This window comes from Halobacillus shinanisalinarum, assembly GCF_022919835.1.
Classification (GTDB): domain Bacteria; phylum Bacillota; class Bacilli; order Bacillales; family Halobacillaceae; genus Halobacillus_A; species Halobacillus_A shinanisalinarum.
Genome location: NZ_CP095074.1, coordinates 552,493 through 578,786, shown reverse-complemented (window position 1 = coordinate 578,786; position 26,294 = coordinate 552,493). Strand labels below are relative to the sequence as shown.

Genomic DNA, 26,294 nt, shown 5'->3' with positions numbered 1-26,294 from the left:
AATGAATGTGAAGTAAGCAATAATACTGAGTAAATTATAAAGCCAGTACCTGTGAAAAGGAACTGGCTTTTACTTATTTAATATATGCTGAAAATGCTGGTACGTATTGATTTGATCCTGAACGGATACATGCGGTACAAATGCCCAACCCATTCTTTTGATAAGTTCACCATATCTTTCCTGAAATGCAGCTTGTTGCAGTGCCATCTCAATGTGTGCGTGTCGAACATTAGGGTCTTTCATCATTAAAGCAGAGACAAAGTTGTTATCTGCCATAGATTTTGCTCCGGCCCGTGCTTCTAAAGCGATCGATTTATTGTTTAATGTATTCCTTCCCCATGCTTCTTCTCGACGATACTGATTCCCTGTATAGAATTCGAGAGGTGGAACTTCAACATATTCGTTTTGGTACGGATTGATCAGCATTAACATCACTTTAACGTGAGTACGCATTACCTCGATTTGAAGATCAATGATTTGCTTTAATTCAGTATTTGTTACTTCAGTATGGTAATATTTAAGTTTATTAAGCATCCCTTCGTGGGTTGACAGATGTTCAGCCATCAGCCCGAGGTCTGTAGCCGGTAGAGTCATGGATATCTCCCCCAAAATAACGTCATCTGCCTATTACCATATGAGAAAGAAAGAGAATTGGTTCTTAATTAATGTGGGAAAGATAACAGTCGTTCTACAAACGCATAAACATTGATTAGCAATGTTGTTAGCAGGATATCCCCAGGTGTACACCCTACAGATTAAACAATTGACCTTTATACTGCAGGGGGGTATTATATAATTAAGTCAAAATTTTGAAGGAGGATTAACATGAAAAGGAAAAAATTAATAATGATTGCAGTTTTATTACTCGTTTCCGTATTTACATTAGCTGCGTGTGCTAGTGATAATGGGGAAAGTAACTCAGCCGATAATGAGGAAAATAAGGAAATGGGTTCAGGTTCTGATGAAAGTATGGATATGGAGCATTCAGGCTCAGGAGAAATTCCGGAAGATTTAGCAGTTGCAGAAAATCCAAAGTTTGAAGTTGGAGACCAGGTTATCCTTACAACAGATCACATGAAAGGGATGGAGGGTGCAGAAGCTACCATTACTGGTGCCTACAATACTACAGCTTATGTTGTCTCCTATATACCCTCAACTGGCGGTGAAAGAGTGACAAATCATAAATGGGTCATACATGAAGAAATAAAAAATGCTAGTGAAGAGCCTTTGGAACCCGGAACAGAGATTACATTAGATGCATCACATATGGAAGGAATGAGAGGTGTTACTGCCAAAATTGAATCGGCCAAACAAACGACTGTGTATATGGTCGATTACATTTCGACGGTCACCGGTGAAAAAGTTAAAAATCATAAATGGGTCACAGAAAGCGAAATATCAGCCGAGTAATCTGGACTGTTTATAATATAAACGAAGTAATATCTTCAATATTTATAATGACCCCCGTGTTATATTTTCCAATGGATCAATGTTCTCTCCTTAGAAACGTACGTCTGATATGATGACCTTATGAGAAGGGTGGAATCAATTTCAATTAGTCAATTTCCCTGATAATCTGATTGTTATATAGATTCCGTCCTTCTATTCTTTTTTAATCTAGATTCTCAATCACATTATTGAATAAAGAGGTGTAAGGTCTCTCGAGGTAGGAATTACTTTATAGATGAAGAACTTAAAAAAGTGCAAATTACCAATCATTGGTTTGCACTTTTTTGGCCACTGTCATCATTTCTTCCATTCTCTTTAACCGTTCATCAATCCTATCTACCTTTTCTTTTATTTGTCTGGTTGTCTGCATATGTTCCATCATCATTTGTTTCATTTGTTCCATTTTGTCCATTTCCATCATCGGCATATTCATTTCAGTTCGTCCTGTGTAATAAGGGTAATAATGCGGGTGTTGATAATACAATTTTTCCTCACTCCTACTATGGGCGTTTTAACATTATTATATGGATACTTCCAACACATGTTCTTTATTTTTTACAGGGGTTAATGGTGAAAAGATTATCTTATCAAAAGGTAGGAATAATCAATTAGTGGCCTCCCCAGTAATTCTAACTGTTACAGATATTTCTTCTTTCTCTTCTTTTTCACCCAAAGTGTTCAATTGGACTACAACCAGAGAAAACAGTCCTTGTGTTTGTTGACTTTTACAAAAGTGAATTTTTTTTAATAAGGCTTTTATTTCTTTAACCGACCCATTTGTATTATTGATGGAGTGTTATCGCAACCCGAAAAATGTTGGACATAAAGAATTTGGACTTAGCTCAGTGTTAACGTAAATAAGTATATAACAGCCAAACCCACCATACCTACAATTAAACTGTATAACATGGAGGACTGTTTAACGGATTCCTTAAAAATCTCTTGTATGGCAACCATGAAAATAACGGAAATCGTTATATTTACAACGAATGCTAGTAAGTAAGGGAAGTCCATTCCGATAAAGTGGCCAAATAGAGAACCCATTGCGATAGGAAAAGAAACGATCACGGTACATATCATCCAGGTTCCCATTCCAAACCCAGCTAGAAATAAAGGGGTAAATATAATAATCCCTTCGGGAATGTTATGTAAAAAAAGAGTTAGTAGTATAACGTTTCCCATATCAGTGTCCTCCATTGCACCAAGGACAATTCCCGTTGGAATATTATGAACGGATATACTTAGGGTTAAAAGAATCCCGGTTCGAACAAAGATGTCTTTTTGAGGACTTCGGGTAATAATCGTAACCTTATCTATTAAGCGATGGATAAGGCGAAATAGTGCAATCCCTGTCATGACTCCCACTAGAAGGATGATCCATCCCCCTAGCCGTAGACTTTCAGGAATCATTTCAAAAAACAATAAACCCATGATTAAGCCTGTACACAATGAATAAATAAAGCTTTGTTGAACGCCTTTCATCATCCAAGCGAAAATTCCACCAATCCCTAATCCAGCTCCAGAAGCAATAGCTCCTATAATCCATGCAGGTCCCATTCAATCTCTCCATCATTAATCTGGCATTTCGAGTGAAGGTCAAGCCTATCCTTCCTTATAACTGGTATATGTTTGACGAACATTTATCATGCTTGTAATATGATCATATGTGAATATATACATATGATGAAGGGAACTATAATAAAGGGGAGCTAACGAATGTTCCAAGTAAGTAAATCAAGAAAATTGAGGTGATATACATGGAGGAATCAAAAGAAAAGGGTGATATGGATCAGCCTAATGAACTTGATGAAGAAACCTTATTTATTGTTTCACAAACATTTAAAGCCCTGTGCCATCCTACACGAATTCGCATCCTTCATTTGCTTTTTCAAAACGAATACGCCGTAAATGAAGTAGCCGAACATCTGAACCTTAGACAGTCAACCGTCTCGCACCAACTCACGTTTCTCAAAAACCTACGCTTAGTAAAGTCCCGTAGAGACGGCAAGAGTTTGTATTATTCCCATGATGATGAACACGTTATGAATATGCTAAACCAAACCATTAAGCACGCCAGTCACTGTTAAGAAACATTAAATGAATATGAATGACAAATAAAATTAGGAGGAATGACAATTGGGACATGACCACGGACACGATCATTCGCATGGTGCAAACAAAAAAGCCTTAACGATTAGTTTTATCATTATCACTCTGTATATGATTGTGGAAGCCATTGGGGGATTCTTAACCAACAGTCTTGCTCTCTTAGCTGATGCGGGACATATGCTGAGTGACTCCGTTTCGTTAGGGGTTGGTCTTATAGCCTTTATATTGGGAGAAAAGGTGGCCAACTATAGCAAGACTTATGGATATAAACGGTTTGAAATCCTAGCTGCCCTCTTCAATGGAGTTACACTCATATTAATTGCGTTGTACATTTTTTATGAAGCTTTTCAGCGCTTTACGGATATCCCTGAAGTAGCTTCTGTTGGAATGCTAACGATAGGTATTATCGGTCTTGTTGTAAACCTCGTTGTTGCTTGGATTTTGATGCGTAAAGGGGATACCAAGGAAAATATAAACTTACGAGCTGCTTTTCTACATGTTTTAGGTGATTTATTAGGATCTGTGGGGGCTGTTATTGCTGCCCTGCTTATCATGTTCTTAGGGTGGGGATGGGCCGACCCTCTTGCAAGTGTCATTGTAGCTGTCCTTGTATTAATTAGTGGTTGGCGTGTAGCCAAGGATTCTGTTCACGTCTTAATGGAAGGGACACCTAAAAACGTAAACGTTCAAGATATCACAGACACGATAGAAGCGATTCCTGAGATTTTAGGCATCCACGATTTACACGTATGGAGTATTACAAGTGGGCAAAATGCTCTCTCCTGTCATGCTGTGGTTACGGAAAATTTAACAGTCCAAGAGTGTCAGGAACTATTAAGAAATGTTGAATCCCAACTAAAGGATAAAGATATAGGCCATGTAACGGTCCAAATGGAAACTAGTGAACACCCTCATGAGGATTCTCTTTTATGTAAAAGCGAACATGAAAAGCACACTGACCAACATGATCATTAAAATTGTATGGCTTGCCTCCATCGCTACAGCTTTGGGGGCTTATTTGTGTGATGTGAAGTGACTCTTCCCTCGTTTTTGAACACTTTCAAACAATTAATAGATTTAAAAGCCTTTCTTGTTATGAGGTGATATTCTGAGTGTAATGGGTGCTGTTATAAGCTTGAAAATTCTTTAAAAAACCAATGATTGCAGAAAGGAAGGTTTGATGAACAAAAAAGTCTCAGCTTTGTTTATGGTATTAGCATTGATCGTAAGTATGATTCCAATGAAGTCCGCAGAAGCACACTCTGTATTAGAAAATTCAACACCAAAAGAAGGAGCAACTCTAGAAAAGCCGGTAGAACACATTGAATTATCTTTTAACACGAAAATTGAAAAAGGAAGTACTCTGTATGTTCTGAATCAAAAGGGAGAAAAAATTGAGCCAACCTCAGTTACCGTCAAAGGTAATGTTTTGCAAGCTAGTTTTAAAGAAAGCCTTGCATCAGGTACATACCAGGTAAAGTGGAAGATTCTTGGAGCCGATGGCCATTTAATTGAAAAACAATATAGCTTTACGGCATCGACGACTCATGAGGGATCACCAGACACAAATAATCCAGGCAACTCAGGCCAAACAGATAAGGCAAATCCAGAAACTGAAAACCCGGGTAATTCAACCTCCCAACAACAAGAGACAGATGAAAAAAAAGCTTCACAGCAGGTTAAGAGTGAAAATGAATCCAATCCATCTCCATTCATGTATGGAATGATTATAGTTATACTCATTGCCGGGGCCTTATTATTGTTCTGGATGTTATTTAGTAAGAAAAGACAATAAGGGTGTGTTCAATCATGATAATTGTATTAACGTTATCTGAAATCTTACTATATATTTGTTTTTCTATGTTAATCGGGGCACTCGTTCTTCTCCTTGTCCCAGAAGGTTACAGACCTCAAATTCTAATACCTAAAAAGTTATTTTATGTAGCCACAGGAATTATCCCTATAGCTGCTTTATTTCCAGTTATCCGAACGACCTCCATCTTTTCGGAAGATCGGGATATGTGGTTCATTTTTAAAAATGTATTATTAACCTTTGAAGTAGGTCAATCCTGGGTGTTTATTACCCTTATATCAGTTATCCTCATTCGAGTAATCATAACAAAGAATTTCAAAGGCAATCCTGTCCTACTCGCTTTAGCTCTATTATTAACCATGCTGATGCTTTTGGGCTACACAAGATCTAGTCATGCAGCAACCATTACAGAATGGCAAGGTTTTCTGGCTCATACATTTCACTTTTTGGCTGTTACGGTTTGGATAGGCATTCTTTTTGTGGCCAGCTGGTTTTCCAAGACAAAGGATAACTGGTTGCGTTTCCTTAAATGGTTTACCCCTGTTGCAGTAGTTTGTTTAATTATTGTATCCGTGGCAGGATATTTTACGATGAGTATTGATATTAATTCATACGACAATCCTAACGCCTCAATTTTTCAAGAGTACCAGAATAGTTTAATCGTTAATTATGGACAGGCTCTGCTTTTTAAGCATTTATTCATGATTTCCTTAGTATTATTCGCGATAATTAACGGAATTATTTTTCGAAAAAGGAATAATGATGCATCTTTTAACCCCTTAAAGTGGGCGCGATTAGAAAGTATCTATGCGTTAACCATCTTTGGACTTACCGCATTCATGGGGCAGTCATGGCCTCCTCATCAAATCTATAGTTTGATCAAGTCTTATGGGGCTTCACCTCTATACACAACGTTCACGCAAAGCAACCTGGTCAATACTATTCAAAGTGCGGAGATGCAGGAAGTTTTTAACGTAAGTTTCTCATTTGGATTTATGAGTTACCTCCTATGTATCTTGGGCGTTTTATTTATGGCTATGACAATTATAGCAGCCGTAAAACGTTCCTCGGTTGCTATGGCCTCAAGTGCTACGTTACTTATGGTTTTATCATTCTATTTTGCTTTAATGATGGCAATTCAATAAAGCATTTGGTCTGATGATATAAGGAATTTAACCATACATGTCCCTAACTAGATTATGTGAAAGAAAAAGGAGTCTTTTTATGATGGATCCATTTTTTTGGTCTGTTATTCTCATGGCGGTAGGTGTTGCTGTCATCTTTATTATTTTCTTAACTATTCTCCTAATGCGAAATAAGAGAAAATGATCTGATGAGAAGGCAGAGTTATAATCAGGATAATCCCCAGCTATTTTTTCGTGAAAAGGATTCTAAATTAAACGTCCCTTACCGTTATAAAACTAATTTATTAAGGAGTGATGAAATATGACTAATAAGAGAAAGAATCCGATGCCCGTGATTGTGGTGGTTACTCTGGTCGTTATAGGGTTGATTACAGCACTTGTTGTATTAAATAGTCAAAGCAAAAGTGCAGTAGAAAGCGATAATAATACGACAAGTGAGTCCCCTTCGATAAAGAACCACCCTACTATAGGTGAAGACGATGCACCTGTACAAATCATTGAATTCGGTGACTACAAGTGCCCTTCCTGTAAGGCATGGAACGAGCGTGTCTATCCGCAATTAAAAAGGGAATTCATTGATACAGGAAAAGTTAATTTAACTTACATTAATACTTTGTTTCATGGAGAAGAATCTGAATTAGCTGCTAAAGCTGGAGAGGCTGTGTATAAACGAAATCCGGAAGCTTTTTGGGAATTCCATAAAAACCTTTTTGAAGCTCAGCCTAGTCAAAATCATGATCAGAAATGGGTGACTGAGGGTAAAGTTCTTGAAATAGCCAAAGAAAGTGTGCCTTCGATTGATCTGGCTCAAATGAAAAAGGATCTTCACTCTGGTGCGATTGCTCAAGAAGTCCAAAACGACATGAACCTAGTTAACGAATATGGTATCCAACAAACCCCTACTATCATGATCGAAGGTCAGATTGTAGAAAACCCGTTTGATTACGAGGCCATTTCTAACTTAATTAACCAGAAACTGGAGAACAAGAATGGATAAAGCCGTAGGAAATCGTAAAAAACGTTCGTCTTATGCTCTTTACATCGCTTGGCTTGTCTCTGTCCTTGCCACTCTTGGCAGCCTCTACTTCAGTGAAATCCGGGGATACGTTCCTTGTGAACTCTGTTGGATTCAAAGGATTTTTATGTATCCAATGAGTATCATCCTTGGCATTGCCACGTTTTTCAATGATCGTAAAGTTATTAAATATGTGTTACCTTTATCCATTATTGGAGGGTTTGTTTCTATTTTTCATTACATGGAGCAGAAGGTACCTGGATTTGCCGAAATCAAGCCGTGTACTCAAGGGGTCGCTTGTAGCTCTGAATATATAAATTGGTTTGGTTTTATAACTATTCCTTTCCTAGCATTACTCGCATTCAGTCTCATTACTATATTTCTGTTTGCAGGGAGAAAGAAAAACGTATAAAAGACCATCCATAAGGAAGGCAAATGTTTAAAGTGAAATGTATTGATATATAAGGGAGTACGTGACTATGGTTATTTTACTTTTTCTTCTGGCCGGGCTAGCTGAAATTGGTGGCGGATATCTGATTTGGCTTTGGTTGAGGGAAGGAAAACCTTTTTATTGGGGGGTGTTAGGCGGATTATCCTTAGCTATGTATGGTGTTATAGCTACCTTTCAAACTTTCCCTTCTTTTGGGAGAGTTTATGCGGCCTACGGAGGAGTTTTTATTATATTATCTGTCCTTTGGGGATGGGGCATTGATAAAAAAACGCCTGATTTTTATGACTGGGTAGGTGCAGGTATATGCTTAGTTGGAGTGTCAGTAATGTTGTTTGCACCACGCCAATAAAAAAGGGGGTTATCAAAGTATCATACAATCAAATATGTCACCTAAAGCTATCGTTGAAGTTTGGGGAAATACAGTCGATGTCTTTAAGAGACACAAGATTCCACTAGCTGAAAAAGCTATAGAAACATTGGTTGAAACCGATACATTGACTCCTCTTCTTCAAGAACTCAATGCTATTGTTGGAAGTTCAACGGATACTTGTATAGAAGGTGGCTGACAAATGCCATCTCAAAGGGAGTAGGTTACTCCTTTAATCGCACATATTTTAATTAATCCTTTAAGGAGAGCTTTATTGGAGAGGTATAAAAGGAACACCCATGGCTAATAGGTTGTTCCTTTTTTTACGGCCATTTAAATACTGTATAGTATTTCTTGCATCTTAGTTAGATACACTCAAACGAACGTTTTACTAAAGGATAAGTTGGAAATAATGTGGTAAGGGAGGTGATGAAATGGGGTCATTAAGTGCTAAAAATGGAGCATGGATTAGTACTTTTGCCTATTTACTTGTTTCGCTCGTAAAAATCATCGTTGCTTGGCAGGTTAATTCCGTGGCATTAATGGCCGATGGGTTTAATAATTTTACGGATATTATTACATCGGTTGCCTTAATTATTGGACTTAGGATTGCAAAAAAAGACCAAGATGAGAACCACCCATACGGCCATAGAAGAGCAGAAAACATAACCTCATTAGTCGCTGCCTTTGTCATTGCTACAATAGGGATACAAATTTTAGCTGATACCGTTCGTGCAATTTTAAATCAAGATTTTGTTACACCGGATCCTCTTGCAATATGGGTTGGACTCGGGAGTGGTCTGTTCATGATTTTGATCTATTTTGTGAACAAAACCATTGCCTCGAAAGTCGATAGTCAAGGATTAAGAGCGATAGCAAAAGATAATTTATCGGATTCGATCGTAAGTTTTGGAACAGTCGTTGGTATCGCGGGCGCTCAATTCGGTTTATCATGGCTTGACCCAGTCACAGGAACAATCATAGGCTTAATCATTCTTTGGGCAGCATGGGGAATCTTTAAAGAAACCGCCTTAATTTTAACTGATGGGATCGATCCAGAAAAGATACGCCAATACAAAGAATCGATTTCAGATGTTCAAGAAATAGTGAAGGTCAATGATGTGAAAGCGAGAGTCTCAGGAAATAAAGTTATTATAGATGTTGCTGTTACTCTTCAATCAGATTTACCAATAAAGGAAATGACTCAGGTAAGCGAAAAAATTAAAGAGTTAATGCAAAAGCAACATAACAGCCTCATGACATTTGTTGAGATAAAACCTTCAGTTAAATAATTGGGAACTGGAGGTTTTTAATTTCTTCACAAAACCTAAACGAAAACAAAGTGATATTAACAAGCTGAAGCAGTTGATAAAAAGCGTTGTATCGCATATTATAATAATCAAATGATTATTTGATTAAGGGGTGGAAAAATGAGTTCTAGTGATCGCTGCGAAATATTTTGCTTTGATGAGAAAAAGGTCAAACGTGTGCAAAGCCAATTGGATGAAATAGATTTTGAATCCACAGTGACGATATTTAAAGCTCTTGGTGACCCAACGAGAATCAAAATTGCCTTTGCCCTGACACAAGAGGAAGAGTTATGTGTGTGTGACGTTGCCAACATTATAGGTTCTTCTCTGGCTACGGCTTCTCACCATCTTCGTCTACTGCGAAATCTAGGTATTGCAGGTTACCGAAAAGAAGGGAAGTTGGTTTTTTACTCGTTAAAAAATAAACATCTTGGATCTTTAATTCCAACCGTTTTAGAGCATCAACAGGAAGAAGTGGTTTCAAATGGCTGACAGTTTACAAATGGCAGAACCAAAAACGAATTTCCGTGTTCAGGGTTTTACCTGAGCAGATTGCGCTGCTCAGTTTGAGCAGAATGTCAAAGATTTGCCGGGCGTACAAGATGCCAAAGTGAATTTTGGTGCTTCCAAAATCGCTGTTTACGGAGAGGCCTCCTTGGAAGAGGTAGAAAAGGCAGGATCCTTTGAGGGATACAAAATTTATCATGAAAATGAACAAGTCGATGACGAGAAGGTTCCATTTTGGAAAAATAAAGCGATGATTCAAATTGCCTTGGCAAGTGTGTTGGTGCTAGTAGGATGGTTGCTGAGTCTTAATACGGAAGAAAATGTGGTACCCATTCTCTTATACGGTTCAGCTATGGTAATCGGGGGTTATAGTTTATTTATCAAAGGACTTCGCAATTTAGTACGTTTCAGATTTGATATGAACACTTTGATGACTGTAGCAATCATTGGTGCTGCTGTGATTGGGGAATGGAGTGAAGGTGCGATTGTCGTATTGCTGTTTGCGATCAGTGAAGCACTTGAGTCTTATTCCATGGATAAAGCTCGTAACTCCATTCGTGACCTAATGGACATCGCACCCAAAGAAGCTCTCATTCGCCGAGGGAATGAAGAAATGACTATATCCGTCGATGATATTCATATTGACGACATTATGATCGTCAAACCCGGACAAAAGTTGGCCATGGACGGTTTGGTTGTCAAAGGAGCATCAACCATCAATCAGGCAGCTATCACTGGTGAATCGATTCCGGTTTCCAAATCAAAGGATGACGAAGTCTTTGCCGGGACCTTAAACGAAGAAGGGTTGTTGGAAGTCCTTGTCACGAAACGGGTGGAAGACACGACCATTGCTAAAATTATTCATATGGTTGAAGAAGCCCAAGCTGAACGTGCGCCTTCTCAAGCCTTTGTCGATCGTTTTGCAAAATATTATACGCCGGCGGTCATCGTCATAGCCTTATTGATTGCCATTATCCCTCCTCTTTTCCTTAACTGGGGATGGAGCGAATGGATTTATACCGGGCTTGCGGTTTTAGTTGTCGGTTGTCCTTGTGCATTGGTGATTTCAACCCCCGTATCAATCGTCACTGCAATTGGGAATTCTGCCCGAAATGGCGTGCTCATTAAAGGCGGTGTGTATCTTGAAGAAGCAGGTGCACTATCTGCGATTGCCTTTGACAAAACTGGTACGTTGACCAAAGGGGTTCCAGAAGTAACCGATCTGGTTTATTTAGAAGAAGAAAAAAACCGTGATCTTCTGGGCGTTGCGGCGGCCATTGAAAAAGGCTCCCAACACCCGTTAGCCGCAGCCATCGTTCAAAAAGCCGAAGATGAGCAATTAGATATAAATTCTTGGTCGATCGATGAATTTCACTCTTTAACCGGGAAAGGTGTGCAAGCCAAACTCAACGACGCGACCTACTATGTCGGCAGTCCGAAACTCTTTAACGAATTGTTACCATCGGGTCTAGATAGTGAGGTATCATCTCAGATTGAAACGCTACAAAAACAAGGCAAAACCGTAATGGGCCTTGGAACGAAGGAAAAGATTCTCTTACTCATTGCTGTAGCTGATCCGGTTCGGGGAAGTAGTCAGGAAATTATTCAGAAACTGCATAAACTCGGGATCAAAGAAACCATCATGCTTACCGGAGATAACGAAAATACGGCTCTGGCGATTGGAAAACAACTTGGCATAAGCAAGGTAAAAGCAGAGCTGCTTCCTGAAGATAAGCTGAATGCGATTAAGCAATTAAAGGAACAGCATAAGGTGGCCATGATTGGTGATGGCGTTAATGATGCGCCCGCACTAGCTACAGCCGACTTAGGCATTGCCATGGGAGGGGCTGGAACTGATACGGCTCTTGAGACAGCAGATATTGCTCTTATGGCTGATGACCTGGATAAACTACCGTTTACCGTCAAGTTAAGCCGAAAGGCACTGCAAATCATCAAACAAAACATTAGTTTCTCACTAATTGTAAAGGCTGTGGCCTTATTGCTAATCATTCCGGGATGGCTAACTTTATGGATTGCTATTCTGGCAGATATGGGAGCAACACTTTTAGTCACCTTGAATGGGTTAAGGCTCCTTAAAACAAAGAAATAATGCAGAACAAAATATCTGAAAGCCGGTCATTTTATCAAAATGACCGGCCTTTCTATAACAAGTCCGAATTAGTAACAGGTAAGGAGGATATACAATGGAGTTGACTACAATAAGCAGTAACTTGCTTTATGCTGCATTTATTATTTATTTAATTGCTACATTTTTCTTCGGAGGAACGATTCGTGATAAGAAAAGGAAGAGTGCGGGGAAGGCGGGCAACATTGGCATAGCCTTGACTATTATAGGGTTCCTTAGTCAAGTCGGTTACTTCTTTACAAGGTGGGTTGCGAGTAATCACGTTCCTGTTAGTAATTTATATGAATTTACAACATTTTTTGGCATGATGCTTGTCCTGGCGTTTATTGTTATGTATTTTATTTACCGTATCAACATTCTAGGACTGTTTGCACTGCCTATAGCCCTGCTAATTATTGTTTTTGCTAGTATGTTTTCAAGTGAAATATCCCCACTTGTTCCATCATTGCAGTCCCATTGGCTTTATATCCATGTAACAACGGCATCACTTGGGGAAGCTATTTTATCGATTAGTTTTGTGGCAGGGTTGATCTTTCTAATCCGCCAAACGGACCAAAGTAAAGGATCTAAGCATACCTTTTGGCTAGAGAGCGTGATTTACATGCTAGCTGCAGCTTTAGCGTTTATCATCATCTCTTCAACCTTCAATGCGATGAATTACGAAGCCACATTCGAAGCTCCTGTTGAAGGACAAACTGTGGAGATTACTTACCAAATGCCAGCTATAGCTGGGCCAACAGACGGCGAGTTACTTACTGATAATATGACTCCACTTTTTAATGTGCCAGAGTGGATGCGTGGTGTGGATGCAGCTGTTAAATTCAATACGATCCTCTGGTCCTTCCTTGGGGGCCTTGTTCTTTATTGGCTGATACGTTTAATCTTAAGAAAGCGCATTGGGGCAGCAATCCAGCCTCTATTGAAGAAAGTGAACCCAGAACTTGTTGATGAAATCTCTTATCGGGCAGTGGCGATTGGGTTCCCTATTTTTACCCTAGGTGCGTTGATTTTTGCGATGATATGGGCCCAAGAAGCTTGGAGCCGTTTCTGGGGATGGGATCCTAAAGAAGTGTGGGCTTTAATTACCTTCTTTTTCTATGCTGCTTTCCTGCACCTCAGACTTTCAAGAGGATGGCATGGAACGAAATCAGCATGGCTTGCTGTAGGAGGGTTTGCCATCATTATGTTTAACTTACTTGCTGTAAACTTAATCATATCTGGTTTGCATTCCTACGCGTAAGTGATCCTTTTGCTGTGATGAAAGAGTGTGCCAAGTTTGACTATGATCATTGTAAACAATTTACTGAAGCAGGTCGTAAATGTGCCGATGAGTGTGAAAACTAGGCGTATAGAAAGTAAATAAAAACACAGGCAGTCATAATTGTTAACTGCCTGTGTTTTAGTTTGTAAATGTTTTCTTGTGCTGAAATGCAAAACTTGCTGATTATACCTAGGGCATCAATATTCTGTAATTATAATAGGGGAACCAATTGTTACTTCTGTATGTGCGCCCCTGTCTCGATTAGCAACTTGCATATTCATGGCTTGTTTATCTCCTAACGGAACTTTAACATCCCACTTGGATGAATAGGCGGAAATAGAAACAAAATTATCCTCATATATACCATCGACAGTCTTCCCAGACATAGACCGTATAAGGTTTTGAGCTTCTTTTTTTATACTATTGTTGTGACCTTCTACTGTATAAAATACCTTATGTTTATCCATTTTTGATTTATAAAGATTATAGACTTGCTCCCAAACATCAATGCTCCATTTCTCCCCATCGATATTATAATTAACACTTAATTTATAATTTCCTTTCATGGGGTAATAGATGATCGATATTTGTTGATCTACATTAGCTCCCTTATCTTTGACACCAACCATTTTATAATGGTTTCCTTTAAATTGTTCCTCGGACCATTCAAAGCCTTGTTCACGGGACTTTATTTCTTTCACCCTATTTCGAACACTTTCTATACTATCAAATGCTACGATTGATTCCTTTATGGCCATGGACCAGGACGCTATTTCTATATCTGCTTCTTCAGCTTTTTCAGTAATCTCCAATATTTCAATTGGCTTTGCTGCACTAGTTAATTCACTGGATATTAAAAAGAAGGAAATAAATATTGATACGGGTATCATTAGATAATATAATTTTTTCATACTCATCTTTTTCACTCCCTTTAATAACATCTTAGCCGGGGAGAAAAAAGATATACTAGGTTAAGAGATTCTGTTAAGCCAGATTCCCATTTTCCTGACGTTACCCCTCTGTTGAGTGAGATTTTAAGGTTGGGGCATTAAAGAAGACCTCTAGTAATAAATAGAAAGAGCATTTGCCTAATAAAAGACAAATGCTCTTCTTCATTAAATACTAAGCGATACATATTTCACTTCTAAATATTCTTCGATGCCTTCTTGCCCGCCTTCGCGACCCAAACCACTTTGCTTCATACCGCCAAATGGTGCTTGGGCTGCCGATGGAATGCCATCATTCCATCCAATAATTCCGTATTCAAGTCCCTCTGAGATACGGGTGCCCCTTGATACGTTTTGTGTAAAGAAATAAGCTGCAAGACCAAACGGGGTATCGTTGGCTGCTTTTACTGCTTCATCATCATGGTCATATTTTGCAATGGGAAGAATCGGCCCAAAAGTCTCCTCATTCATAATAACCATGTCATAATTGGCATCAGCTAGTATAGTTGGCTTATAAAAGTAAGTACCTTTATCTGTATCTGCTTGGCCTTCACCACCAGTGGTTACCCTCGCTTCTTTTTTCTGGGCATCCTCCACAATTTACGGACGGATCGTTCCTGGAAAAAGGGAAAACCACCGTATTATGGCGTCCTGCTTTTTCAAAACCTTCATTATTGATTAAAGGACCGACATCAATACCATCTTCTAATGATTAAACAACCCGTCGGCGTTGTTGCGGCAATTACACCATGGAACTTTCCAGCAACTATGATTACAAGAAAGCTTGGGCCAGCTTTAGCTGCAGGTTGTACGTTTATCGTAAAGCCACCTGAAGAAACACCCCTCACGTGTATGAGACTAGCAGAATTAGCCGAAGAGGCAGGCATTCCAAAAGGTGTTTTCAATGTCGTGAATGGAAATCCAGAAAAATTCTCAGAAACGGTTATGTCCGATATGCGTGTTCGTAAATTGACATTCACCGGTTCAACGCCTGTCGGTAAGCTGTTAATGAAGCAGGGTGCTGAGCAAGTCATGAAACTTTCCCTTGAACTTGGCGGGCATGCACCAGTAATTGTATGTGATGATGCAGATCTCGATCAAACCGTCGAAATTGTTAATGGCGGCTAAGTTTAGAAATAGTGGCCAGACCTGTATTGCAGCTAACCGCGTTTATGCTCAATCAAGTATTTACGACGAACTTGTTAGACGAATGACCGCCGAAGTTGAAAAGCTTAACGTTGGTAACGGATAAAATCATTTATGATGAAGTTGTAAGATTGCTTAATCAAAAAGAATCTGTGATGAATATTCATAGAAAGACAGGTCTTTCTCGTAATACGATTTATGCTATTAAGGATAAGCTTAAATAGAAAGGTATTTAATTTGAATTACCACGGTATAATTACAATCCCGGTAGAGCCAAACGGGTAAAATTTATTAAACTCCCCAAACATCCTAAATTTGGGGAGTTATTAATAAACTTAACAACACGTGGCACAACACACAGAGTTGGTGTTTTCATTTTTCCAAAGATTCATTGGCAGTTTCAGTTTCTTCTTAGGGGTTGCTTCTAATTTCCAACCATTAAGGTTAACTTCATTCAATTGCTGCTTATTGTCTTCAATCCTTTTAGTTATCGCATAGATATTTTCCATCGTCTTCCCTCCTAATTGCAGCATACCTGCTCGGTTTTATTTTTTTTCAGCGTCTTGTTTCGTATAGAAAAATTCCCACTCGTTACCGTCAGGATCGGTAATCCAGAACTTATCTTGAAGAGCGTAACAACAATTGGTGTTCATTTCATCATGCGTGAAAAAACCTAATTTTTCTAGACGCTGTTTATGATGATCGATATCTTCTTGTTTCTCCACCTGTATTCCAAAATGGCCTACCTGATTTCCAGACACTTCAGATCTTACATTCAGCGTAAAGTTTAGTTGCAAAGCTTCAGGCATGTACTTAGCGTAATCTTCCTTTACTTTTACGGGGGTTTCACCGAAAACCTTCGTATAAAAGTAAGCGGAAAATAATGCCCACCTTCTAATCCTCCTCATGGCTGTGAGATACTACAGTCAGAATTTCTTAGGAGGATTGCTGATGAGCCAAACGGATAAACAAGCTCTTTGGGAAGATCGGCTGATTCATTTCCATGAATCCGGTCAGACGGCCAAAGAATGGTGTAACAACCATCATATAAATATTCATACCTTTCGCTATTGGAAAAGGAAGATTCAAGTATCAGCTGAGCCGGCGCCTTCCTGGGTGGCTGTAGAAGTTGAAGAAGAGTCTTCGCAACCATCTGTACATATTTCCATCGGAAAAGCGACGATTGAAACATCCGAAGATGTCTGTCCGGAACACTTGGCCAAAGTGTTGAAAGTAGTCCAGGCTGTATGTTGAACGTGGCGCACGTGGAGAAGGTTTACCTCGCCCAGGGCAGTACAGACTTGCGAAAGTCGATTGACGGTTTGTCGATCCTAGTCCAGGAAGCGTTCGAGTTGGATCCCTTTTCTCCCTGTCTGTTTGTCTTCTGTAACCGAAAACGGGATAAAGTGAAAATTCTCCAGTGGGATCACAACGGATTCTGGCTTCATTATCGTCGCCTGGAAAAAGGAACGTTTCATTGGCCTTCAGACGATGACGCTTCCGTCATGCCTGTCAGTCGCCGTCAATTCCGGTGGCTGATGGACGGGCTGCCTCTTCACCAGCGAGGAGCCCATCGGGCTGTTCACGCAAGAACATTGATTTAAAAGAAGGAATTCGTCTATTTATGTCGAATCCTTTTTTTATGGACACAAAGACGAAGATCCCAAAGACAATGGAATCACTGGAAAAACGTTGTCTATCACTCGAAGATGAAAACGCCAAACTGGCAGCCAAGGTAGAATGGTATGAAGAACAATTCAAATTGAGCCAGCAGAAGCGTTTCGGTGCTTCGAGTGAAAAGATGAACCCTGATCAGATTTCCCTTTTCGATGAGGCAGAAGTCACTTCCAATTCGAAGGAAGAGGAGCCGACCATCGAAACGATTGAATATAAACGGAAAAAACGAAAAGGGCAGCGTGATGAGATGATGAAAAGCCTTCCTACAGAAACGGTGGAATACCACCTCGAGGATCAGGCTTGTTCGTCATGTGGTCATGACATTCATCAAATGAGTACGGAAGAGCGTCGTGAATTAATTGTGATTCCCGCGCAGGTGAAAGTGAAAAAACACGTGCGCCATGTATACAGTTGCCGGCAATGTGAACAACACGGGGTAGAAACCCCTATTCACACAGCTCCTATGCCAAACCCTGTTCTTCCGAAAAGTCTCGCATCCCCTTCAAGTTTGGCATTTTTCATGAGTCAGAAATATGTCGAGGCGTTGCCTCTCTATCGTCAGGAAAAGCAGTTGGAACGTATGGGAATCCCTTTATCCAGAGCCACCATCGCCAACTGGATGATCCACGCAGCGCACCACTGGTTGAAGCCTTTGTTTGACCAGCTTCATCAAGCCATGGTGAAGCATTCATCGGTGCATGCGGATGAGACACCTCTTCAGGTGTTGCGGGAAGATGGAAAGGCAGCTGAGTCTAAGTCCTATATGTGGCTGTACTGTACCGGTCGCAACGGACCGCCCATCGTTCTGTATGATTATCAGCGTACGCGAGCTGGTAAGCACGCGAAGCGATTCCTTACATCGTTTTCCGGCTTCCTCCAAACCGACGGGTATGGAGGCTATCATAAAGTGGACGGCGTAAAGCTGATGGGCTGTTGGGCTCACACCCGCCGAAAATTCGACGAAGCTCTGAAAGCAGCCCCATCTTCTTCGACATTGGTAAATAGTGTCGCCAGGGAGGCGCTTCAGAAGATTCAGCGATTGTATGATATCGAGAAGAAAAGCAAAACGTGGACAGACGAAGAACGCCTGGAGTATCGGAAAGAGAACAGTAAACCGATATTGGAGGACTTTTTGGAGTGGCTGAAGAATCATAAAGCCAAAGTTCTGCCGAAGAGCAAGTTAGGGGAAGCCATCACATACTGTTTGAATCAATGGGATCAACTGGTCGTCTACCTGCAAGGTGGACAGGTAGATATCGATAACAATCGAGCTGAACGATTCATCAAACCATTCGTGATCGGCCGCAAGAACTGGCTGTTTTCAAATAGCCTGAAAGGGGCTGAATCAAGCGCCATCATTTATAGTGTTGTAGAAACGGCGAAAGCCAACGGCTTGAACCCTCTCTACTATCTTACGTATTTATTCGAACAACTTCCTCAGATGGATCTTGACGATTCAGAGGCTTGGGAAAAGGTTCTTCCCTGGTCCTCATCGTTACCCGAAATCTGTCAAGTTCCAAAGAAGTAATTCCATAATAGAACAAGCCCTCATCTATTCATAGGTGGGGGTTATTTTGCGCTTACGTATAAAACTCAATAGACTTTTCAAGGTCAACTACATTTAACCCAACGTGTACGTTCATTTAATCTCCTCCATTTAATCAATTTTTTTTGATTTATAAGATAAAAAAATTAATCTCGACGAAATAGGCAACAAAGCTCTTCGGATAGTAGATGATTGATCTCGGAATGATTTAATGTATAGTAACTCCAAGTACCACGTGTTTCTTTTTCAATAACTTGGGCATCCATCAATATCTTTAGATGGTATGATAACTTCGATTGAGGCAGCTGTAACTTTTCCGATAGGTCACAAACACATACTTCACCATTCTCTGTGATTTCGTGTAAGATGTGGAGCCTTCTTTGATCAGCAAGGGCTTTAAATTTCTTTTCATATTTACTAAACGTGCTCTGTAAGGATACATCGGTTAATTGTATGTGTTTGGTCATTTCGAATCCTCCTTTAATCAATTTATTTTGATGTAATAATTAGAGTGTAATGGATTATATTCTCGAAAGCAAGTATTAAATCAAAAAAATTTGATATTAAATAAGGTGTGGAAGATTAGCTAAATAATAAGAGTAATTAATTGTTGCAAATATAAGTATATGCTAATATACTAATCGTGCGAGGTGATGTTCATGGAAAAAACAATGATTGAATTAGAAAATGCTGCTCAAACATTGAAGCTATTAGGCGATAAAACGCGCTTAACAATTATGGGGTTAGTAAAGGATGGAGAATGTTGTGTCTGCGAATTTGTAGAGGTCTTGCAAATGAGCCAGCCTTCCATCAGTCAGCACTTGAGGAAGCTTCGGGATGCGGGACTTGTAAAAGAACAACGGAAAGGACAATGGATCTTTTACTCATTAAACACTTCTCATCCGACATACCCAATCATTCAACAAGTTTTAGAACAAATACCTGATCAGAAAGAGAAATTACGTGCATTGGAGGAAGCTGGTCTACGTATCCAATGCGATTAGTAGGGGGATTCATTTGAATTTAGCGATTATAGCAACGATTATTTTTTTACTTACACTGGTGTTAGTGATTTGGCAGCCCAAAAACTTAGGAATTGGCTGGTCCGCATGTGGGGGAGCCATCCTAGCCTTACTGTTTGGTGTAGTTGATTTCCAAGATGTATTGGCGGTAACGGATATCGTTTGGAATGCCACCTTAACCTTTGTAGCGATTATTATTATTTCACTTATACTTGATGAAATTGGATTTTTCGAGTGGGCCGCCCTTCATATGGCGAGGGTAGCCAAGGGAAACGGGAAAAAGATGTTTGTGTATGTCATTCTTCTAGGAGCTATTGTTGCGGCTCTTTTCGCCAATGATGGGGCTGCACTCATTCTTACTCCAATCGTTCTAGCGATGGTAAGAAATTTAAACTTTAAAGAAGCCATGATTTTGCCGTTTATTATGGCAAGTGGTTTTATCGCAGATACGGCCTCGTTGCCCTTTGTTGTGAGTAACTTAGTGAATATCGTATCGGCAGATTTCTTTGGCATTGGATTTATTGAGTATGCGACACGGATGATCATCCCGAACCTCTTTTCGATAGGGGCGAGTATCCTCGTGCTTTATTTGTTCTTTAGGAAGAGCATTCCAGAGAATTATGATTTAAGCCAACTTAAGGAACCAACACAGGCGATTCAGGACCATAAAATGTTCCGTTTATCCTGGGGTGTGCTTGCTGTATTACTTGTTGGTTATTTTGCCAGTGAACCTTTAGGGATTCCGGTATCCATTATTGCAGGAATTGTAGCGATCTTCTTCCTTCTCATGGCGAGAAGAAGCGCTGCAGTTGAGACGGCAACGGTTGTAAAAGGAGCTCCTTGGGCGATTGTCTTCTTCTCAATCGGGATGTATGTGGTCGTTTATGGGTTGCGTAATGTAGGCTTAACGGATGTGCTGGCCAGTGTTATTCAATATACGGCTGAACAAGGACTATTTGTGGCCACCATTTCAATGGGATTCATTGCAGCTATCTTGTCATCGATTATGAACAATATGCCGACCGTTATGATTGATGCGCTTGCCATCGCCGAAACAAATACATCGGGAATTATGAGGGAAGCGTTAATTTATGCGAACGTCATTGGCTCCGATTTAGGACCGAAAATTACACCGATCGGTTCGTTAGCGACACTGCTTTGGCTGCATGTTCTTTCAACCAAAGGCTTTAAGATTTCATGGGGATATTACTTTAAAGTAGGTATTATCCTTACGATACCGACGTTGTTCATAACGTTAACAGGTTTATATTTATGGTTAACGCTCATTTTATAAGAAAACGATGGTCACTTTTAGCTTAATAGATCATGCCATGTCCCAAGGAGGACGAAAGAATGCCACCTTCTATTAAAGTTGCTGTGTTACTAAGTTTCTTGAGTGTATTTTTGATATCTACGGGGATAGGGTTAAGAAGTATAAGTCCTTACGCCCCATTGTTAGGATGTTCTCTAGGGACCATTTCTCTCTTCCTAGCTGGGCATTATAAGGGAGTATTAGAAGAAAAAACAATTAGAAACAAAAAGGAGAATTCACCACATGTCTAAGAAATCAATATACTTTTTATGTACGGGTAACTCTTGTAGAAGTCAAATCGCAGAAGGCTGGGCCAAAAAACATCTTGGCGATGAGTGGGATGTAAAAAGCGCTGGCATCGAAGCCCACGGATTAAATCCAAAAGCCGTTAAATCCATGGAAGAGGTAGACATCGATATTTCAAACCAACAATCTGATGTCATTGACCCTGAAATCTTCAATACGGCAGATCTAATCGTCACGTTATGTGGAGATGCAGCAGATAAGTGCCCGATCACGCCTCCTCATGTTAAACGAGAGCACTGGGGATTTGACGATCCTGCTAAAGCTGAAGGAACGGAAGAGGAACAATGGGCTGTTTTCCAACGTGTTCGTGACCAAATCGGTGAACGTATCCAACGATTTGCTGAAACCGGTGAATAAAACTTTCATAGCCAAGACATCTTATGTTTTGGCTATTTTCCTAAATACTATATAAGTATATAGTTATTTTATAATGGAGGGATCTTTATGAATAAGCTTGAAATTTACGATCCAGCGATGTGCTGTTCTACGGGGGTCTGTGGTCCAAGTGTAGACCCGGAATTAACCCGTGTCGCAAGTGCTATTTTTTCTCTACAAAAAAGAGGTTTTGATATAGAACGATACAATTTAGCCAATGAACCTGGCAAATTTACTGAAAATAAAGCCGTGACAGATTTTCTTCAGGAGAAAGGTCCTGATGCACTCCCTGTCATTTTATTAAATGGAGACATTGTAATGGAATCCACGTATCCAAGTAATGATGAGCTATCAGAGTGGTTTGACATCGACACAGAAGAATTAAATGATCGACCTAAAAACAACAGTGTCACGATTGATATCAGTGAACTGAAATAATAAAGGTGTGGAAATGTATGTTTCAATCGTTTAATCCAAAGACTTTTGAGAACACCCAATTCTTGTTTTTTACAGGAAAAGGAGGGGTCGGCAAGACATCGACGGCATGTGCAACGGCCATCCATTTAGCCGATGAAGGAAAAAAAGTGCTGCTTGTCAGCACGGATCCTGCATCCAATTTACAAGATGTATTAGAAGTTGAGCTAACGAATACACCAAGGCCTGTTCCTAATATAGAAAACTTGGATGCTTCTAACATCGACCCGGAAGAAGCAGCCGAAATGTATCGGGAAAACGTTGTTGGTCCTTACCGTGGCAAATTGCCTGATACAGCGATAAAAAGTATGGAAGAACAGTTATCTGGTGCATGTACAGTGGAAATGGCTGCATTCGATGAATTCTCGAATATTATTTCAGACCCAGCCATAAGGAATCGTTACGATCACGTGATATTCGATACGGCACCAACCGGACATACGTTGAGACTGTTACAACTCCCAACGGCTTGGAATGAATTTTTGGAAGAAAGTACCCATGGCGCCTCCTGTTTAGGGCCTTTATCAGGCTTGCAAGAGAAAAAGGAGCTGTATGAACAAACCGTAAAGTTCCTTTCGGATAAGGACCAAACGGCTTTAATTTTGATTACTAGACCCGAAACGTCTTCTTTATATGAATCCAATCGTTCTGCCAATGAGTTAAGGGAAATTGGTATAAAAAATCAAATGCTCATTGTTAATGGATTATTGCAAACGCATCTTTCCTACGATGAAGTTTCATCGGCTTTTTACCAGCGGCAACAAGAAGCTCTAAAAGGCTTTCCAAAGGGACTTAAACAAATGCTCGTTTACTCGTTGCCGTTTGTTTCCTACTCGCTTACAGGGGTTGAGAACCTTCGTTATCTATTCAAGCAATATACCATGCCGGCAAAAGTAGAGACTCAATCCCAACAAGAGAACCTTCAGTTGCCTAAATTGAGTTCTGTAGTTGATCGCTTTTCTGAAAGTCAAACAAGAGTTATCTTGACTATGGGAAAAGGGGGCGTTGGGAAAACAACGGTCGCTTCCTCCATAGCCGTAGGGTTAGTTGAAAAGGGTCATAAAGTGCATCTAACGACGACAGATCCAGCTGCGCATTTGGAGTACACGTTTTCAGATACATTCGATCATGAGAAGCTATCGATTAGCTCGATTAATCCTAAAGATGAAGTGACAGCTTATAAAGAAGAAGTATTGTCACAAGCAAGCGAAAGTTTGGATGAACAAGGTCTCGCCTATCTCAAAGAAGATCTTGATTCCCCTTGTACGGAAGAAATTGCTGTCTTTCGAGCTTTTGCTGAGCAGGTCGCGAAGTGCGAAGATGAAATTGTTGTCATCGATACGGCTCCTACAGGGCACACGTTATTACTTCTTGATTCCGCCGAGAAATATCATAAAGAGCTGACGAAATCGACAGGAGAAGTACCAGAAAGTGTAAAAACATTACTCCCACGGCTACGAAATCCTAAGGAAACAAGTGTCGTCATCGTTACGCTAGCCGAAACGACTCCGGTACTTGAAGCCGAAAGACTGCAAAAAGATCTGGTGCGGGCCAATATTGACCCTGAGTGTTGGATCATTAATCAAAGTTTACACGCAACAGAAACCCAAGACCCTGTGTTAGCCGGAAGAGCCAAAACCGAAAGAAAATGGATTGAAAAAGTGAGAGATGAATTGGCTCAAAACGCTGCGATTATTCCATGGATCAGTGAAGAGAAAATCGGTTATACCAAGCTAAAGGAATTCATAATAAACTAACTAAGTATGGAGGCATCATCATGGAGAAAGTCATCATTTTAGGAACAGGACCAGCTGGATTAACGGCAGCTGTCTACCTAGCTCGAGCAAATATGGAACCATTAGTCATCGAAGGACCTGAGCCAGGAGGTCAACTTACCCTAACAACAGAGGTAGAGAATTTTCCGGGGTTTCCTGATGGCATCATGGGACCAGAACTTATGGATAATATGAAAAAACAAGCTGAGCGATTTGGAGCCACGTTCAAACGTGGCTGGGTAACCGATGTACAAGTGGAGCAACGTCCTTTTCAATTATCTGTAGACGGTTTGGGAGAGCTTGAAACGCAATCATTGATTGTCTCTACAGGAGCATCAGCCAAATTGTTAGAAATCCCTGGCGAGAAGGAAAGCATCGGAAAAGGTGTCAGCACTTGTGCGACCTGCGATGGCTTCTTCTTTAGAGGAAAGAAAGTCGTGATCGTTGGTGGAGGAGACTCTGCGATGGAAGAAGCGAATTTCCTTACGAAATTTGCAAGCGAAGTCCAAATCGTTCACCGTCGTAACGAATTAAGGGCATCTAAAATTATGCAGGATCGTGCCCGTGATAATGAGAAAATCACTTGGGCTCTTAACAAAACCCCTGTTGAAATGGTATCGGACGGGATGAAGATTTCTGGGTTAAAAGTAGAAGATAACGAGACAGGTGAAGAAGAGCTGATTGAAACAGACGGCATTTTTGTTGCGATTGGCCACAATCCTAATACCGAATTTTTGAAAGGGAAACTGGATATGGATGAGAAAGGCTATCTTTTAGTCGAACCCGGGACGACGGATACCAATATTCCTGGCCTATTCGCCTGTGGGGATGTTCAGGATCAAAAGTACCGTCAAGCCATTACGGCTGCAGGAACGGGATGTATGGCTGCCATGGACTCTGAACGATTTCTTGAAGGAGAAGCCGTTATAGATTGGAGTCAAAGTCTGTAGGTCGATTTTCGAGTTATTCAACTAATGAGAGGAGAAAAAATGATGAAAATTACTGAAGATGCCAAACAAACGTTAAGTAAACTTATAGGGGAAAAGGGAGCCGAAGGAATCCGCGTTCACTCCGTAGGAGGAGGTTGTTGCGGTCCCCAAATAGGGCTATCCCTTGATCAACCAGAGGAATCCGACACGGTTGAAGAAGTAAATGGGATTCGCGTCGCGATCGATCAACAAGTAAAGGACACTGTTGATCAGGTAACTTTAGATAAAAATGGAGAACAATTGGTGCTGTTAGGGTTAGATAATTGCTGTTAAAAAAGGTCTCTTCGGAGGCCTTTTTATTTAACCTGGAGATGCGTTCTTACAACCATAATAGGCGATTTGAGGGCCAAATGTTAAATTGATAGATATATAAAAGAGGGAGGATATATATTTATGGTTATTATGCTTTTTCTCCTAGCAGGACTAGCTGAAATTGGTGGTGGATATCTAATTTGGCTTTGGTTGAGGGAAGGAAAGCCTTTTTATTGGGGCATATTTGGAGGAGTATCTTTAGCATTATATGGTGTAATCGCTACGTTTCAAACGTTCCCCTCTTTTGGAAGAGTTTATGCAGCTTATGGAGGAGTCTTTATTATATTATCTGTCCTGTGGGGATGGGGAATTGATAAGAAAACACCAGATACATATGATTGGTTAGGTGCTGCAATATGTGTAGTTGGAGTGTCAGTGATGCTTGTGGGGACCTCGTAATTAAATAAACTCATAAGGCCTCAAGGCTTGCTCCATAATAGATAGAGGTTGCGGAAAAGTGCAAGCTTAGTTTCTCAGCATTTAAGCGAGAAATTAAGCTTTTTATCTTTCAAAATCCTTATCGTTGTAAATCCGCATTTTCCGGACGCTACCCCTTAATGGTCTTGAAATAGCGTAAAATGATAAGAATGTTCCTCAACGTAGGGATTTCCGGGATTTTATGGTAAAAACTGTGGTAAAAACCTGGCCAATTCCTTAGGCTTCCATTTCTTATGGTGATGTTCTGGTATTAATTTATTGACATAAGTTAATTATTAAAATAAATTTGATTACTAAAAGTAATCAAATAAAGTACATAGTCAGTTACTCGGTTTTAGAGAGTATTATTTCAAGGAGTGGTAGGATGGTAAGCAAACAAGAGACAGGAACTATATCTTAAGG

General features: G+C 40.1%; 31 protein-coding genes and 2 pseudogenes. 25 read left to right on the top strand and 8 right to left on the bottom strand.

Going from position 1 to position 26,294, the window contains the following annotated elements; all coding sequences use genetic code 11:
- Positions 1 to 69: 69 nt before the first annotated feature.
- Positions 70 to 594 (bottom strand): spore coat protein, encoded by a 525-nt coding sequence (locus tag MUO14_RS03160; protein WP_244753592.1) that lies wholly within the window; start codon positions 592 to 594, stop codon positions 70 to 72.
- 231 nt (positions 595 to 825) lie between these two features.
- Here MUO14_RS03160 and MUO14_RS03155 point away from each other — a divergent pair, with 231 nt between their 5' ends.
- Entirely contained in the window at positions 826 to 1,410 is a 585-nt protein-coding gene (locus tag MUO14_RS03155) for a YdhK family protein (RefSeq protein ID WP_244753591.1), read from the top strand.
- 298 nt (positions 1,411 to 1,708) lie between these two features.
- Here MUO14_RS03155 and MUO14_RS03150 read toward each other — a convergent pair whose 3' ends face one another.
- A complete protein-coding gene (locus MUO14_RS03150) occupies positions 1,709 to 1,933 on the bottom strand; it encodes a hypothetical protein (protein WP_244753590.1) in 225 nt (74 codons plus the stop codon).
- Between the two features lie 353 nt (positions 1,934 to 2,286).
- Complete coding sequence (locus MUO14_RS03145) at positions 2,287 to 3,006, bottom strand: ZIP family metal transporter (RefSeq protein ID WP_244753589.1); 720 nt, start codon at positions 3,004 to 3,006, stop codon at positions 2,287 to 2,289.
- Positions 3,007 to 3,206: 200 nt separating this feature from the next.
- On the opposite strand from MUO14_RS03145, the gene MUO14_RS03140 reads away from it, so the two are divergent.
- The 11 genes from MUO14_RS03140 to ccsB all read left to right on the top strand — a co-directional run bounded on the left by MUO14_RS03140 (position 3,207) and on the right by ccsB (position 13,552).
- On the top strand, positions 3,207 to 3,536 hold the full coding sequence (locus MUO14_RS03140; RefSeq protein WP_244753588.1) for an ArsR/SmtB family transcription factor: 330 nt from the start codon (positions 3,207 to 3,209) through the stop codon (positions 3,534 to 3,536).
- A 49-nt stretch (positions 3,537 to 3,585) separates the two neighbouring features.
- Positions 3,586 to 4,533, top strand: coding sequence for a cation diffusion facilitator family transporter (locus MUO14_RS03135; protein ID WP_244753587.1), 948 nt, complete (start codon positions 3,586 to 3,588; stop codon positions 4,531 to 4,533).
- Positions 4,534 to 4,738: 205 nt separating this feature from the next.
- Positions 4,739 to 5,353 (top strand): copper resistance CopC family protein, encoded by a 615-nt coding sequence (locus MUO14_RS03130; protein ID WP_244753586.1) that lies wholly within the window; start codon positions 4,739 to 4,741, stop codon positions 5,351 to 5,353.
- Between the two features lie 14 nt (positions 5,354 to 5,367).
- Positions 5,368 to 6,516 (top strand): copper resistance D family protein, encoded by a 1,149-nt coding sequence (locus MUO14_RS03125; protein WP_244753585.1) that lies wholly within the window; start codon positions 5,368 to 5,370, stop codon positions 6,514 to 6,516.
- A 301-nt stretch (positions 6,517 to 6,817) separates the two neighbouring features.
- A complete protein-coding gene (locus MUO14_RS03120) occupies positions 6,818 to 7,513 on the top strand; it encodes a DsbA family protein (protein WP_244753584.1) in 696 nt (231 codons plus the stop codon).
- Complete coding sequence (locus MUO14_RS03115; RefSeq protein ID WP_244753583.1) at positions 7,506 to 7,943, top strand: disulfide oxidoreductase; 438 nt, start codon at positions 7,506 to 7,508, stop codon at positions 7,941 to 7,943. Before MUO14_RS03120 ends, MUO14_RS03115 begins: the two co-directional genes overlap by 8 nt.
- A gap of 67 nt (positions 7,944 to 8,010) precedes the next feature.
- Positions 8,011 to 8,331 (top strand): YnfA family protein, encoded by a 321-nt coding sequence (locus tag MUO14_RS03110; protein ID WP_244753582.1) that lies wholly within the window; start codon positions 8,011 to 8,013, stop codon positions 8,329 to 8,331.
- Between the two features lie 452 nt (positions 8,332 to 8,783).
- The gene (locus MUO14_RS03100; RefSeq protein WP_244753580.1) at positions 8,784 to 9,641 is read left to right on the top strand and encodes a cation diffusion facilitator family transporter; all 858 of its coding nucleotides are present in this window, start codon (positions 8,784 to 8,786) and stop codon (positions 9,639 to 9,641) included.
- A gap of 138 nt (positions 9,642 to 9,779) precedes the next feature.
- Positions 9,780 to 10,151: an ArsR/SmtB family transcription factor gene (locus tag MUO14_RS03095; RefSeq protein WP_244753579.1), complete on the top strand. Its 372-nt coding sequence runs from the start codon at positions 9,780 to 9,782 to the stop codon at positions 10,149 to 10,151.
- Positions 10,144 to 12,276, top strand: a complete 2,133-nt coding sequence (locus MUO14_RS03090) for a heavy metal translocating P-type ATPase (RefSeq protein ID WP_304654213.1) — start codon at positions 10,144 to 10,146, stop codon at positions 12,274 to 12,276. Before MUO14_RS03095 ends, MUO14_RS03090 begins: the two co-directional genes overlap by 8 nt.
- 94 nt (positions 12,277 to 12,370) lie before the next feature.
- On the top strand, positions 12,371 to 13,552 hold the full coding sequence (ccsB, locus tag MUO14_RS03085; RefSeq protein ID WP_304654212.1) for a c-type cytochrome biogenesis protein CcsB: 1,182 nt from the start codon (positions 12,371 to 12,373) through the stop codon (positions 13,550 to 13,552).
- Between the two features lie 218 nt (positions 13,553 to 13,770).
- On the opposite strand, the gene MUO14_RS03080 is transcribed toward ccsB, so the two are convergent.
- Both MUO14_RS03080 and MUO14_RS03075 read right to left on the bottom strand, forming a co-directional pair.
- Positions 13,771 to 14,490 (bottom strand): YwmB family TATA-box binding protein, encoded by a 720-nt coding sequence (locus MUO14_RS03080; protein WP_244753578.1) that lies wholly within the window; start codon positions 14,488 to 14,490, stop codon positions 13,771 to 13,773.
- Between the two features lie 198 nt (positions 14,491 to 14,688).
- Positions 14,689 to 15,229 (bottom strand): annotated as a pseudogene (locus MUO14_RS03075) (aldehyde dehydrogenase family protein); the annotation flags it as partial.
- On the opposite strand from MUO14_RS03075, the pseudogene MUO14_RS03070 reads away from it, so the two are divergent.
- Positions 15,223 to 15,769, top strand: a pseudogene (locus tag MUO14_RS03070) (aldehyde dehydrogenase family protein); the annotation flags it as partial. The pseudogenes MUO14_RS03075 and MUO14_RS03070 overlap by 7 nt on opposite strands.
- Positions 15,744 to 15,890, top strand: coding sequence for a helix-turn-helix domain-containing protein (locus tag MUO14_RS24520; RefSeq protein ID WP_318036010.1), 147 nt, complete (start codon positions 15,744 to 15,746; stop codon positions 15,888 to 15,890). The pseudogene MUO14_RS03070 and the gene MUO14_RS24520, both read left to right, overlap by 26 nt.
- Before the next feature lie 111 nt (positions 15,891 to 16,001).
- On the opposite strand, the gene MUO14_RS03065 is transcribed toward MUO14_RS24520, so the two are convergent.
- Both MUO14_RS03065 and MUO14_RS03060 read right to left on the bottom strand, forming a co-directional pair.
- Positions 16,002 to 16,175 (bottom strand): hypothetical protein, encoded by a 174-nt coding sequence (locus MUO14_RS03065; protein WP_244753577.1) that lies wholly within the window; start codon positions 16,173 to 16,175, stop codon positions 16,002 to 16,004.
- Positions 16,176 to 16,211: 36 nt separating this feature from the next.
- Positions 16,212 to 16,574, bottom strand: coding sequence for an ArsI/CadI family heavy metal resistance metalloenzyme (locus MUO14_RS03060; protein ID WP_244753576.1), 363 nt, complete (start codon positions 16,572 to 16,574; stop codon positions 16,212 to 16,214).
- A 43-nt stretch (positions 16,575 to 16,617) separates the two neighbouring features.
- On the opposite strand from MUO14_RS03060, the gene tnpA reads away from it, so the two are divergent.
- From tnpA to tnpC, 3 genes are read left to right on the top strand one after another with little or no spacing between them, the layout of a single operon-like run.
- Positions 16,618 to 16,920 (top strand): IS66 family insertion sequence element accessory protein TnpA, encoded by a 303-nt coding sequence (gene tnpA, locus MUO14_RS03055; protein ID WP_244751848.1) that lies wholly within the window; start codon positions 16,618 to 16,620, stop codon positions 16,918 to 16,920.
- A gap of 11 nt (positions 16,921 to 16,931) precedes the next feature.
- Entirely contained in the window at positions 16,932 to 17,270 is a 339-nt protein-coding gene (tnpB, locus tag MUO14_RS03050; RefSeq protein WP_244751847.1) for an IS66 family insertion sequence element accessory protein TnpB, read from the top strand.
- 38 nt (positions 17,271 to 17,308) lie between these two features.
- Entirely contained in the window at positions 17,309 to 18,871 is a 1,563-nt protein-coding gene (gene tnpC, locus MUO14_RS03045; protein WP_244755462.1) for an IS66 family transposase, read from the top strand.
- A 164-nt stretch (positions 18,872 to 19,035) separates the two neighbouring features.
- On the opposite strand, the gene MUO14_RS03040 is transcribed toward tnpC, so the two are convergent.
- A complete protein-coding gene (locus tag MUO14_RS03040; protein ID WP_244753575.1) occupies positions 19,036 to 19,356 on the bottom strand; it encodes an ArsR/SmtB family transcription factor in 321 nt (106 codons plus the stop codon).
- 192 nt (positions 19,357 to 19,548) lie between these two features.
- On the opposite strand from MUO14_RS03040, the gene MUO14_RS03035 reads away from it, so the two are divergent.
- The 8 genes from MUO14_RS03035 to MUO14_RS03000 all read left to right on the top strand — a co-directional run bounded on the left by MUO14_RS03035 (position 19,549) and on the right by MUO14_RS03000 (position 25,853).
- Complete coding sequence (locus tag MUO14_RS03035) at positions 19,549 to 19,893, top strand: ArsR/SmtB family transcription factor (protein ID WP_244753574.1); 345 nt, start codon at positions 19,549 to 19,551, stop codon at positions 19,891 to 19,893.
- A gap of 13 nt (positions 19,894 to 19,906) precedes the next feature.
- Positions 19,907 to 21,205 (top strand): arsenic transporter, encoded by a 1,299-nt coding sequence (locus MUO14_RS03030; RefSeq protein WP_244753573.1) that lies wholly within the window; start codon positions 19,907 to 19,909, stop codon positions 21,203 to 21,205.
- A 261-nt stretch (positions 21,206 to 21,466) separates the two neighbouring features.
- The gene (gene arsC / locus MUO14_RS03025; RefSeq protein ID WP_244753572.1) at positions 21,467 to 21,886 is read left to right on the top strand and encodes an arsenate reductase (thioredoxin); all 420 of its coding nucleotides are present in this window, start codon (positions 21,467 to 21,469) and stop codon (positions 21,884 to 21,886) included.
- A gap of 87 nt (positions 21,887 to 21,973) precedes the next feature.
- Positions 21,974 to 22,342 (top strand): arsenite efflux transporter metallochaperone ArsD, encoded by a 369-nt coding sequence (gene arsD / locus MUO14_RS03020; protein WP_244753571.1) that lies wholly within the window; start codon positions 21,974 to 21,976, stop codon positions 22,340 to 22,342.
- 17 nt (positions 22,343 to 22,359) lie between these two features.
- Positions 22,360 to 24,135, top strand: coding sequence for an arsenical pump-driving ATPase (gene arsA / locus MUO14_RS03015; RefSeq protein ID WP_244753570.1), 1,776 nt, complete (start codon positions 22,360 to 22,362; stop codon positions 24,133 to 24,135).
- Positions 24,136 to 24,155: 20 nt separating this feature from the next.
- The gene (gene trxB, locus MUO14_RS03010; RefSeq protein ID WP_244753569.1) at positions 24,156 to 25,103 is read left to right on the top strand and encodes a thioredoxin-disulfide reductase; all 948 of its coding nucleotides are present in this window, start codon (positions 24,156 to 24,158) and stop codon (positions 25,101 to 25,103) included.
- A gap of 42 nt (positions 25,104 to 25,145) precedes the next feature.
- Positions 25,146 to 25,415: an iron-sulfur cluster biosynthesis family protein gene (locus MUO14_RS03005; protein WP_244753568.1), complete on the top strand. Its 270-nt coding sequence runs from the start codon at positions 25,146 to 25,148 to the stop codon at positions 25,413 to 25,415.
- Between the two features lie 120 nt (positions 25,416 to 25,535).
- On the top strand, positions 25,536 to 25,853 hold the full coding sequence (locus MUO14_RS03000; RefSeq protein ID WP_244753567.1) for a YnfA family protein: 318 nt from the start codon (positions 25,536 to 25,538) through the stop codon (positions 25,851 to 25,853).
- Positions 25,854 to 26,294: the final 441 nt, after the last annotated feature.

Excerpts from the sequence above, each read along its gene's own strand:
- MUO14_RS03120 (WP_244753584.1), top strand. The coding sequence starts at position 6,818 with ATGACTAATAAGAGAAAGAATCCGATGCCCGTGATTGTGGTGGTTACT.
- MUO14_RS03145 (WP_244753589.1), bottom strand. The coding sequence starts at position 3,006 with ATGGGACCTGCATGGATTATAGGAGCTATTGCTTCTGGAGCTGGATTA.
- trxB (WP_244753569.1), top strand. The coding sequence starts at position 24,156 with ATGGAGAAAGTCATCATTTTAGGAACAGGACCAGCTGGATTAACGGCA.
- MUO14_RS03115 (WP_244753583.1), top strand. The coding sequence starts at position 7,506 with ATGGATAAAGCCGTAGGAAATCGTAAAAAACGTTCGTCTTATGCTCTT.
- MUO14_RS03110 (WP_244753582.1), top strand. The coding sequence starts at position 8,011 with ATGGTTATTTTACTTTTTCTTCTGGCCGGGCTAGCTGAAATTGGTGGC.
- arsD (WP_244753571.1), top strand. The coding sequence starts at position 21,974 with ATGAATAAGCTTGAAATTTACGATCCAGCGATGTGCTGTTCTACGGGG.
- MUO14_RS03080 (WP_244753578.1), bottom strand. The coding sequence starts at position 14,490 with ATGAGTATGAAAAAATTATATTATCTAATGATACCCGTATCAATATTT.
- MUO14_RS03005 (WP_244753568.1), top strand. The coding sequence starts at position 25,146 with ATGAAAATTACTGAAGATGCCAAACAAACGTTAAGTAAACTTATAGGG.
- MUO14_RS03060 (WP_244753576.1), bottom strand. The coding sequence starts at position 16,574 with ATGAGGAGGATTAGAAGGTGGGCATTATTTTCCGCTTACTTTTATACG.
- MUO14_RS03000 (WP_244753567.1), top strand. The coding sequence starts at position 25,536 with ATGGTTATTATGCTTTTTCTCCTAGCAGGACTAGCTGAAATTGGTGGT.
- MUO14_RS03125 (WP_244753585.1), top strand. The coding sequence starts at position 5,368 with ATGATAATTGTATTAACGTTATCTGAAATCTTACTATATATTTGTTTT.
- MUO14_RS03095 (WP_244753579.1), top strand. The coding sequence starts at position 9,780 with ATGAGTTCTAGTGATCGCTGCGAAATATTTTGCTTTGATGAGAAAAAG.
- MUO14_RS03130 (WP_244753586.1), top strand. The coding sequence starts at position 4,739 with ATGAACAAAAAAGTCTCAGCTTTGTTTATGGTATTAGCATTGATCGTA.
- arsC (WP_244753572.1), top strand. The coding sequence starts at position 21,467 with ATGTCTAAGAAATCAATATACTTTTTATGTACGGGTAACTCTTGTAGA.
- MUO14_RS03140 (WP_244753588.1), top strand. The coding sequence starts at position 3,207 with ATGGAGGAATCAAAAGAAAAGGGTGATATGGATCAGCCTAATGAACTT.
- arsA (WP_244753570.1), top strand. The coding sequence starts at position 22,360 with ATGTTTCAATCGTTTAATCCAAAGACTTTTGAGAACACCCAATTCTTG.
- MUO14_RS03065 (WP_244753577.1), bottom strand. The coding sequence starts at position 16,175 with ATGGAAAATATCTATGCGATAACTAAAAGGATTGAAGACAATAAGCAG.
- tnpA (WP_244751848.1), top strand. The coding sequence starts at position 16,618 with ATGAGCCAAACGGATAAACAAGCTCTTTGGGAAGATCGGCTGATTCAT.
- MUO14_RS03100 (WP_244753580.1), top strand. The coding sequence starts at position 8,784 with ATGGGGTCATTAAGTGCTAAAAATGGAGCATGGATTAGTACTTTTGCC.
- MUO14_RS03160 (WP_244753592.1), bottom strand. The coding sequence starts at position 594 with ATGACTCTACCGGCTACAGACCTCGGGCTGATGGCTGAACATCTGTCA.
- MUO14_RS03155 (WP_244753591.1), top strand. The coding sequence starts at position 826 with ATGAAAAGGAAAAAATTAATAATGATTGCAGTTTTATTACTCGTTTCC.
- ccsB (WP_304654212.1), top strand. The coding sequence starts at position 12,371 with ATGGAGTTGACTACAATAAGCAGTAACTTGCTTTATGCTGCATTTATT.
- MUO14_RS03035 (WP_244753574.1), top strand. The coding sequence starts at position 19,549 with ATGGAAAAAACAATGATTGAATTAGAAAATGCTGCTCAAACATTGAAG.
- MUO14_RS03040 (WP_244753575.1), bottom strand. The coding sequence starts at position 19,356 with ATGACCAAACACATACAATTAACCGATGTATCCTTACAGAGCACGTTT.
- tnpC (WP_244755462.1), top strand. The coding sequence starts at position 17,309 with ATGGACACAAAGACGAAGATCCCAAAGACAATGGAATCACTGGAAAAA.